This window comes from Devosia sp., assembly GCF_041917035.1.
In the GTDB taxonomy this organism is placed as follows: domain Bacteria; phylum Pseudomonadota; class Alphaproteobacteria; order Rhizobiales; family Devosiaceae; genus Devosia_A.
In genome coordinates, this window is record NZ_JAYRYM010000196.1 from 1 (window position 1) to 6,842 (window position 6,842).

7 protein-coding genes and 1 pseudogene are annotated in these 6,842 nt (G+C 66.4%); 3 read left to right on the plus strand and 5 right to left on the minus strand.

The window, feature by feature from the left end:
• Window positions 1–208 (plus strand): annotated as a pseudogene (locus ACE3TU_RS16720) (nucleoside deaminase); the annotation flags it as partial.
• Between the two features lie 18 nt (window positions 209–226).
• Here the strand turns inward: ACE3TU_RS16720 and dusA are convergent.
• The 5 genes from dusA to ACE3TU_RS16745 form a co-directional block, all read right to left on the minus strand.
• The gene (gene dusA / locus ACE3TU_RS16725) at window positions 227–1,240 is read right to left on the minus strand and encodes a tRNA dihydrouridine(20/20a) synthase DusA (protein WP_374626225.1); all 1,014 of its coding nucleotides are present in this window, start codon (window positions 1,238–1,240) and stop codon (window positions 227–229) included.
• Between the two features lie 228 nt (window positions 1,241–1,468).
• The gene (locus ACE3TU_RS16730) at window positions 1,469–2,281 is read right to left on the minus strand and encodes an ABC transporter permease (RefSeq protein WP_374626215.1); all 813 of its coding nucleotides are present in this window, start codon (window positions 2,279–2,281) and stop codon (window positions 1,469–1,471) included.
• Complete coding sequence (locus ACE3TU_RS16735) at window positions 2,272–3,459, minus strand: amino acid ABC transporter substrate-binding protein (RefSeq protein ID WP_374626217.1); 1,188 nt, start codon at window positions 3,457–3,459, stop codon at window positions 2,272–2,274. The genes ACE3TU_RS16730 and ACE3TU_RS16735 overlap by 10 nt, the downstream gene beginning before the upstream one ends.
• Entirely contained in the window at window positions 3,452–4,450 is a 999-nt protein-coding gene (locus tag ACE3TU_RS16740; RefSeq protein ID WP_374626218.1) for a PQQ-dependent catabolism-associated beta-propeller protein, read from the minus strand. The genes ACE3TU_RS16735 and ACE3TU_RS16740 overlap by 8 nt, the downstream gene beginning before the upstream one ends.
• A complete protein-coding gene (locus ACE3TU_RS16745) occupies window positions 4,447–4,866 on the minus strand; it encodes a hypothetical protein (RefSeq protein ID WP_374626220.1) in 420 nt (139 codons plus the stop codon). Before ACE3TU_RS16745 ends, ACE3TU_RS16740 begins: the two co-directional genes overlap by 4 nt.
• A gap of 146 nt (window positions 4,867–5,012) precedes the next feature.
• Here ACE3TU_RS16745 and ACE3TU_RS16750 point away from each other — a divergent pair, with 146 nt between their 5' ends.
• Together ACE3TU_RS16750 and ACE3TU_RS16755 are read left to right on the plus strand one after the other, a co-directional pair.
• Window positions 5,013–6,011, plus strand: coding sequence for an ABC transporter substrate-binding protein (locus ACE3TU_RS16750; protein ID WP_374626221.1), 999 nt, complete (start codon window positions 5,013–5,015; stop codon window positions 6,009–6,011).
• An 8-nt stretch (window positions 6,012–6,019) separates the two neighbouring features.
• Window positions 6,020–6,820: an ABC transporter permease gene (locus ACE3TU_RS16755; protein WP_374626223.1), complete on the plus strand. Its 801-nt coding sequence runs from the start codon at window positions 6,020–6,022 to the stop codon at window positions 6,818–6,820.
• The last annotated feature ends 22 nt before the right edge of the window (window positions 6,821–6,842 follow it).

Consider the following 6,842-nt stretch of genomic DNA (forward strand, 5'->3'; position numbering starts at 1 on the left):
CTACTGGGCCGGCATCGGCCGCGTGGTGTTCGGGCAGACGGAGCGCGACCTCAAGGCGCAGACCGGCGCCCACGAGGAGAACCCGACGCTCGATCTTCCCTGTCACGTCGTCTTCGAGGCCGGGCAGCGCCCGACCGAGATCGTCGGGCCGCTGCTGGCCGAGGAAGCGGCGCAGCTGCAGGCGGATTTCTGGGACAGCAAGCCCTGAGGGCGCGGGCGCCTGCCCTCAGGCCGCGACGGTTTCGTGCCGTTCCAGCGTGGCGAGGGCCTGCCACAGCACCTCGGGCCCCGCACCACGCCGTGCCGCCTCGACGCTGAGGACCTGCCGGAAGGCGCGGGCGCCGGGACGGCCGTTGGCGAGGCCGAGCATGTGGCGCGTGATGGCGTTGAGCCGGACCCCCTGCCCGAGCTGCCGTTCGGCATAGTCCGCCATGGCGGCAATGATGGCGCGCAGGTCCGGAGCGGGCGAGGATACACCGAAGAAGCGGGAATCCACCTGCCCCAGCAGCATCGGATCTTGATAGGCGGCTCGCCCCAGCATCACCCCCGACACGGCGGGCAGATGCGCCAGCGCCGCCTCGATCCCGTCGATGCCGCCATTGAGGCAGACCGGCAGCGGCGCCAGGCGCGCCGCGAGGCGATGCACGCGCGGATAGTCGAGCGGCGGGATGGTGCGGTTTTCCTTGGGACTGAGGCCCTTCAGCCAGGCCTTGCGGGCGTGCACGTAGAGCGCCGCGACGCCGGCCTCGACCATGTGGTCGGCGAAGCGATCGAGGCTTTCCTCGGTATCCTGGTCATCGATGCCGATGCGGCACTTCACCGTGACGGGCACATCGGTCGCGCCCCGCATGGCCCGAACGCACTCGGCCACCAGGCCCGGCTCGGCCATCAGGCAGGCGCCGAACCGCCCCGACTGCACGCGGTCCGACGGGCAGCCGACATTGAGGTTGATCTCGTCGTAACCGAACCCGGCCCCGATCCGGGTTGCCTCGGCCAGTTCGGCGGGGTCCGACCCGCCCAATTGCAGGGCCACCGGGTGCTCGACCGGCTCGAACCCCAGCAGCCGCTCCCGATCGCCATGCACGACGGCCGCACTGGTCACCATCTCGGTGAACAGCAGCGCATGCCGGCTCAACTGCCGGTGGAAGTACCGGCAATGTCGATCCGTCCAGTCCATCATCGGCGCGACGGAGAAGCGCCTGGCGCTGAGGTGCCCTGTTGCCGTGGTGATTGTCGACATGCTCACGTGAGGAATGATGCCTGATGTTCGCTGCTGGGTTCCAGCCTGACCGAAGGCCGCGCAACGCACGAACTGTCCTCCGCCCGGAGAACGTCGTGCCGGCGAGGAGCATTCGCGAGGGCGTCCGCCAGGGCGGTTGCCGGGCGTACTTAGCGCACTTCATGTTCAGGCGCAAAGCCGGAGGGCCTGCGCCAGGGCGCGGGCCTCGAGGGGCGCGCGGGCCTTGGGCTAGGCCCGGCGGACGGTGCGGATGGCGCCGGCCTGCGGATCGTAGCCGCGCGCAGCCAGCACGAAGGCCACAAGGGCACAACTGGCGACGACTCCGAGCGAGACGAGGTTGAGCTTGCCGTAGGCGGCAAAGCGGATCAGTTCGACGGCGTGGGTGAACGGGTTGACGACGCTCAGCCAGTAGACGATGTCGGCGCCGGCCTCGCGCAGCTTCCACAGCGGATAGAGGGCCGACGACAGGAAGAACATCGGGAACACCACGAAGTTCATCATGCCCGCGAAATTCTCGATCTGCGGGGTATAGACCGAGACCACCAGACCGATGGCCCCCAGCATCAGCCCGGCGAGCAGGATGGCGGGGATGGCGGTCAGGTAGCCGTAGTCCGGCAGGCCGTAGCCCACCATCCTCGCGATGATCAGGAAGGCGTAGGCCTGCAGCAGCCCCAGGATGGTGGCGCCGGTGATCTTGGCGAACAGCAGGAAGCCGCGGGGCAGAGGCGTCACCAGCATGACGCGCATCACCCCGGCCTCGCGGTCATAGACCATCGAGAGGGCCGACTGCATGCACTGGAACAGGATGACGATGCCGACGAGCCCCGGCAGGATATATTCCTGGTAGGGCGTGTAGGTCTCGTAGGGCGCGATGATCGAGACGCCGAGCAGGTCGTGCAGCCCTGTGGCAAAGACCAGCAGCCACAGGGCCGGCCGCACCAGAGCCGAGAGCAGCCGCTCGGTCTGACGCAGGAACTTGGCGATCTCGCGCCAGGTGATGGCGTAGACACCGAGCCAGAGTTGGCCAACACCTACTGACACTTGTGCTCCGGTTCGTCTGTTCCCAGCGTATCGAGGGTATTGTTCTGGTGCAGGTAGCCCTCGAGAGGGGCGATGGCGATCACCGAGTTGTGGGTGGAGAGCACGACCGGCATGCGCATCTGGCCGTCCCAGGGGCGGAAGTTCATCTGCACGCCCTTGGATCCGTCGAGCTTCAGGCGGTTGCCACGCAGGTAGGCGTCGATCTTGGCCGGCTCATCCGAGCGGGCCTTGGCGTAGGCCGTGGCGATCGCCTTGGCGGCCATCCAGACCGACCAGTCCGGCCCGGTCATGCGCCGTTCGGGTGCGAACTCGGCGAAGCGCGAGCTGACCTGCGGGGCGCCGTAGCGCTCCAGCCCCCAGTGCCACTCGGAGGCGACCAGCCCGGTCGAGCCGATGATCGGGCGCGGCAATTGCGTGGAATAGGGCAGGTAGCGGGCGAACTCGCCCTGGCTGTCGGCGACATAGACGAGATCGTAGTCGACACCGCCGGTGATCAGCAGGGTGTTGTTGGCATCGCGGTTGGCCGGGTCGGCGAGCAGCGTGAACTCGCGTTCATCGACGAGGTTGATCCGCTGGCGCTCCGCCGACAGGCGGAACGCCGCGGCCATCTCCTTGTCGCGCGTCTCGGGACCGACGAGCATCAGCACCTTGGTCCAGTTGCGCGTCCTCAGATACTGCACCAGCGCATCGGCCTCCATCCGGTCGGAAGCCGCGGCGTGGAGCAGGTTGGGATGGCAGCGGTTGCGCAGGAAGTCGTCCGGCGCGGTGCCGTTGATCAGGGTCACACCCAGGTCGCGCGTCGCCGCGGCCACCTCGTCGGTGAGCGGCGCCGGCAGGTCGAGAATGATGAACTGCTCGCCCGAAGCGGCCATGTCCTTGATCGCGTCAACCAGTCCGGCGGCATCGGCGGCGGTGCGGTGATCGAGCTGGAGCGTCTTGTCCACCGCCGCGGTGACCATCTCGAGGTCGGCGAGCCCCATCTTCGCCGCCGCCACCGGATCGCCGGCGGGGTTGAGCTCGATCCGGGCATAGGTGACATCGGCGAGGTAGCGCGGATCGTCGGTCAGTCCCAGGTAGCCGACCTTCACCTCCGCCGACATGGCGGCGCCGCTCAACAGGAGCGACGCCGCCAGCGGGAGGATACCGGCCAGCAGCGAGTGCGGGCGAACGTCAGTCATCGATCACCACCGAGTGCGGAACGCGGCCGACGGGGACCGACTTGATCGGCTTGAGCGTCGCCATGTCGACGATGGTCACGTCGTCCGACAGACCGTTGGCGACGTAGGCCTTGGTCTCGTCCCGCGACAGGTCGACCGACCAGGCGCGGCGGCCGACCAGCACGTACTCCAGCACCTCGTGCGACACCGCATCGATCACCGCCACGTGGTTGGCCCGCCCCAGGCTCAGCAGCACCCTGCTGCCGTCCCTGGTGATCGCCATGCCGACCGGGGTCACGTCTTCCTCGCGGAAGCCCGGCGGCACGAAGATCAGGCTGTCGCCCTTGATCTCGTTGGTGGCCGTGTCGATGATGTAGATCTCGCTGGAGAGCTCGCAACTCACCCACAGTTCCGACCCGTCCGGCGTCAGGATGAAGCGGCGGGGCCGGGTGCCGACGAGGATGTTCTTGGTCACCGCGCCGGTTGCCGTGTCGACGACATGCACCATGTCGGCAACTTCGGAGGTGACGTAGGCGGTCTTGCCGTCGGGCATCACCAGCACGCCCTCGGGCTCGGCGCCGGTCGGCACGTCCTGGATGGAGACGCGCGTCTCCATGTCGATCGCCTCGAGCCGGCTGTCCTCCTCGTTGGAGACGTAGACGAGCTTTTCGTCGGGCGAGAAGGCGAACACCTCGGGGCTCGGTCCGGTGGGGATGGTGTCGATGACTTCGAGCGTCGCCACGTCGATCACGTCGATGGCGTCGTCGTCGCCGCAGGCCACGTAGAGCAGCGTCTTGTCGGCATTGAAGTGCATGTCGCGCGGGCGGCGCGACGTCTCGATGCGTTTGACGAGGTTCATGTCCTGATCGAAGACCACGACCTCGTTGCCCTTCTCGGTGGACACGAAGATGTACCCCGTGCCCGCGGCCTGTACCGGCCCCAGGGCAAGAAAGAACAGCGCCATCGCGAGGGCAAGGACGCCGATCAGCAGTGGAAAGCGGGCGCTCGTCATTTGACCACGAACGTTCCCTTCAGGCCGCGGTCTTCATAACCGGGCACGTAGATGTCGTACTCGCCGGGCCGGAGCGGCACGAACGAGATGTTGAAGGTGCCGCCGTCGTCGAACTCGACCGAGTACAGCCCGTAGGACTTCACCTCGAGGTCGTTGACGACGATCTGGTTGATCCAGGAATTGCGCCACAGCTCCGGCGACACCACGGCGATCTCCTCGTTGCCGTCCGAGGTGATGGCGATGCGGTAGTACTTGCCGGTCTCGAGTTCCCAGACGTTCTGCGAGAACTTGAGATCGACAGTGTTGATGTCGAGCGTCAGGTCCGTACCGTTCGAGGCGAGGTTGCCCTCGGCCAGAGCCGGCGCAGAAGAAAGCAGAGCCACGCCCAGGGCGACGGCAGCGACGAAGTGTTTCATGGATTTCCTCCTCGTTATGAGGCAATTCATCCTCACAGCATCCACCAGGCGCAACTCTGCGATGGCAATACTCAATATAGCGATCACCAATGAGTGCGGGTGTTAGCTCCAACGGCACGAAAAGTGCCCCTAACGGGAGGAAATCCATGCGTTCACTGCTCATGCGGCTGACTTTTGCCGCCTTGGCACTCCTTGCCGCCACCGGCTCCGGCCTCGCCCAGCACGGCAAGGAAACCGCGCGCCTGACGCTGGGCGTGCAGGCCACCGGCACGGTCAAATGGGAACTGGCGGCGATGGCCGCGCTTGGGCTCGACGACAAGCATGCGCTCGAGCTGACGGTGCGCGACGTCGCGGACAGCAAGGCCGGCCAGATCGCCCTGCAGGCCAAGGAAGTCGATATCATCCTCTCCGATTTCGTCTGGGTATCGCTGCAGCGCCACCAGGGCAACATGGTCACCATGGTGCCGCACTCGCTGACGGTGGGCGGGCTGGTGGTCGATCCGGCCGCCGGCATCGCCAGCGTGGCCGACCTCAAGGGCAAGACCATCGCGGTCTCCGGCAGCCCGGTCGACAAGAGCTATGTGATCCTCGCGGCCGAGTACAACAAGCTGACGGGCGGCAATCTCACCGAGGATGCCGATGCCAAGTTCGGCGCGCCGCCACTGGTCAACGAGCTGATCACGACGGGCCAGGCCCAGGCGGCACTCAACCTGTGGAACTGGAACTCGCGCGCCAAGCTGGCCGGCAAGACCGAACTGATCTCGGTCGCCGCCATGCTCAAGGATCTCGGCGTTTCCCAGACACCGCCGCTGCTCGGCTGGGCCTTCTTCGACGAAACCGCGCAGACGCGGAAGGCCGACCTCAAGGCCTTCCTCGATGCCTCGTTCGAGACCAAGAAGGCGCTGCTGACCGACGATGCGGTCTGGGAGCAGATCCGCGAGGTGATGAATGTCGGCGACGATGATGCCCTGTTCACGCAGTTGCGCGACGACTATCGCGCCGGCATCGTCACCAAGTACGCCGCCACGAGCATGAAGCCGGCGGAGGAAAGTTTCGCACTCATGGCGCAGTATGGCGGCAAGGATGTGGTCGGCGATGCGACCGAGATCGCCGAGGGCACCTTCTGGAAGGGCTATCGCAAATAGACACCCAGGTGCCCGATCCGGCTTCCGCCGCGTTGCGGCGGGAGCGCGGGGGAATAGAGCGCACCGCGCCGCTGGAACTGATCAGCCTCGTGCTGCTGCTCGGGGCCTGGCAGGTGCTGGCCATGCTGTTTCCCGGGCGCCTGTTTCCAACCCCGGTGACGGTCGCAGTCGAGCTATGGCATCACCTGACCGACGGCAAACTGCTGGCAGATCTGGGAAAGACGCTCAGCCGGGCCGTCCTCGCCTTCGGTATCGCCATGCTGCTCGGCACGGCCATCGGCATATCCTTCGGACGCTCGCGCTTTCTCGACCGCCTGTTCTCGAGCTGGGTGGTGATTGGGCTCAACCTGCCGGCCATCGTCATTGCCATCGTGCTCTATATCTGGCTCGGACTCACCGAGTTTGCACTGGTCCTGGCGGTGGTGCTCAACAAGCTGCCCCTGGTCATCACCACCATTCGCGAAGGGGTGCGCAGCTTTGCGCGCGACTACGACGACCTGGCGCGCGCCTATCGGCTGAGCTTCTGGCGCCGCATGCGGCTGATCTGGGTGCCGCAACTGATGCCCTTCGTCCTCGCCGCGGCCCGCACCGGACTGAGCCTGATCTGGAAGATCGTGCTGGTGTTCGAGGTGCTCGGTTCGGATGGCGGCGTCGGCTTCCGCATATCGGTATTCTTCCAGTTTTTCGACATCAAGGGGATCCTGGCGTACTCGACGGCCTTCATCCTCGTGGTCTTCGCCTTCGAGTACCTGGTGCTGCGGCCCCTCGAGGGACGGCTGCTGCGCTGGCGGCGCGGAGCAGCGGGATGATCGGGCCGGAACTGAAGTTGAC

What these genes read in the sequence shown, in the direction of transcription:
- dusA (WP_374626225.1), bottom strand. Translation starts at nt 1,240, where the DNA reads ATGTCGACAATCACCACGGCAACAGGGCACCTCAGCGCCAGGCGCTTC.
- ACE3TU_RS16735 (WP_374626217.1), bottom strand. Translation starts at nt 3,459, where the DNA reads ATGACTGACGTTCGCCCGCACTCGCTGCTGGCCGGTATCCTCCCGCTG.
- ACE3TU_RS16740 (WP_374626218.1), bottom strand. Translation starts at nt 4,450, where the DNA reads ATGACGAGCGCCCGCTTTCCACTGCTGATCGGCGTCCTTGCCCTCGCG.
- ACE3TU_RS16745 (WP_374626220.1), bottom strand. Translation starts at nt 4,866, where the DNA reads ATGAAACACTTCGTCGCTGCCGTCGCCCTGGGCGTGGCTCTGCTTTCT.
- ACE3TU_RS16750 (WP_374626221.1), top strand. Translation starts at nt 5,013, where the DNA reads ATGCGTTCACTGCTCATGCGGCTGACTTTTGCCGCCTTGGCACTCCTT.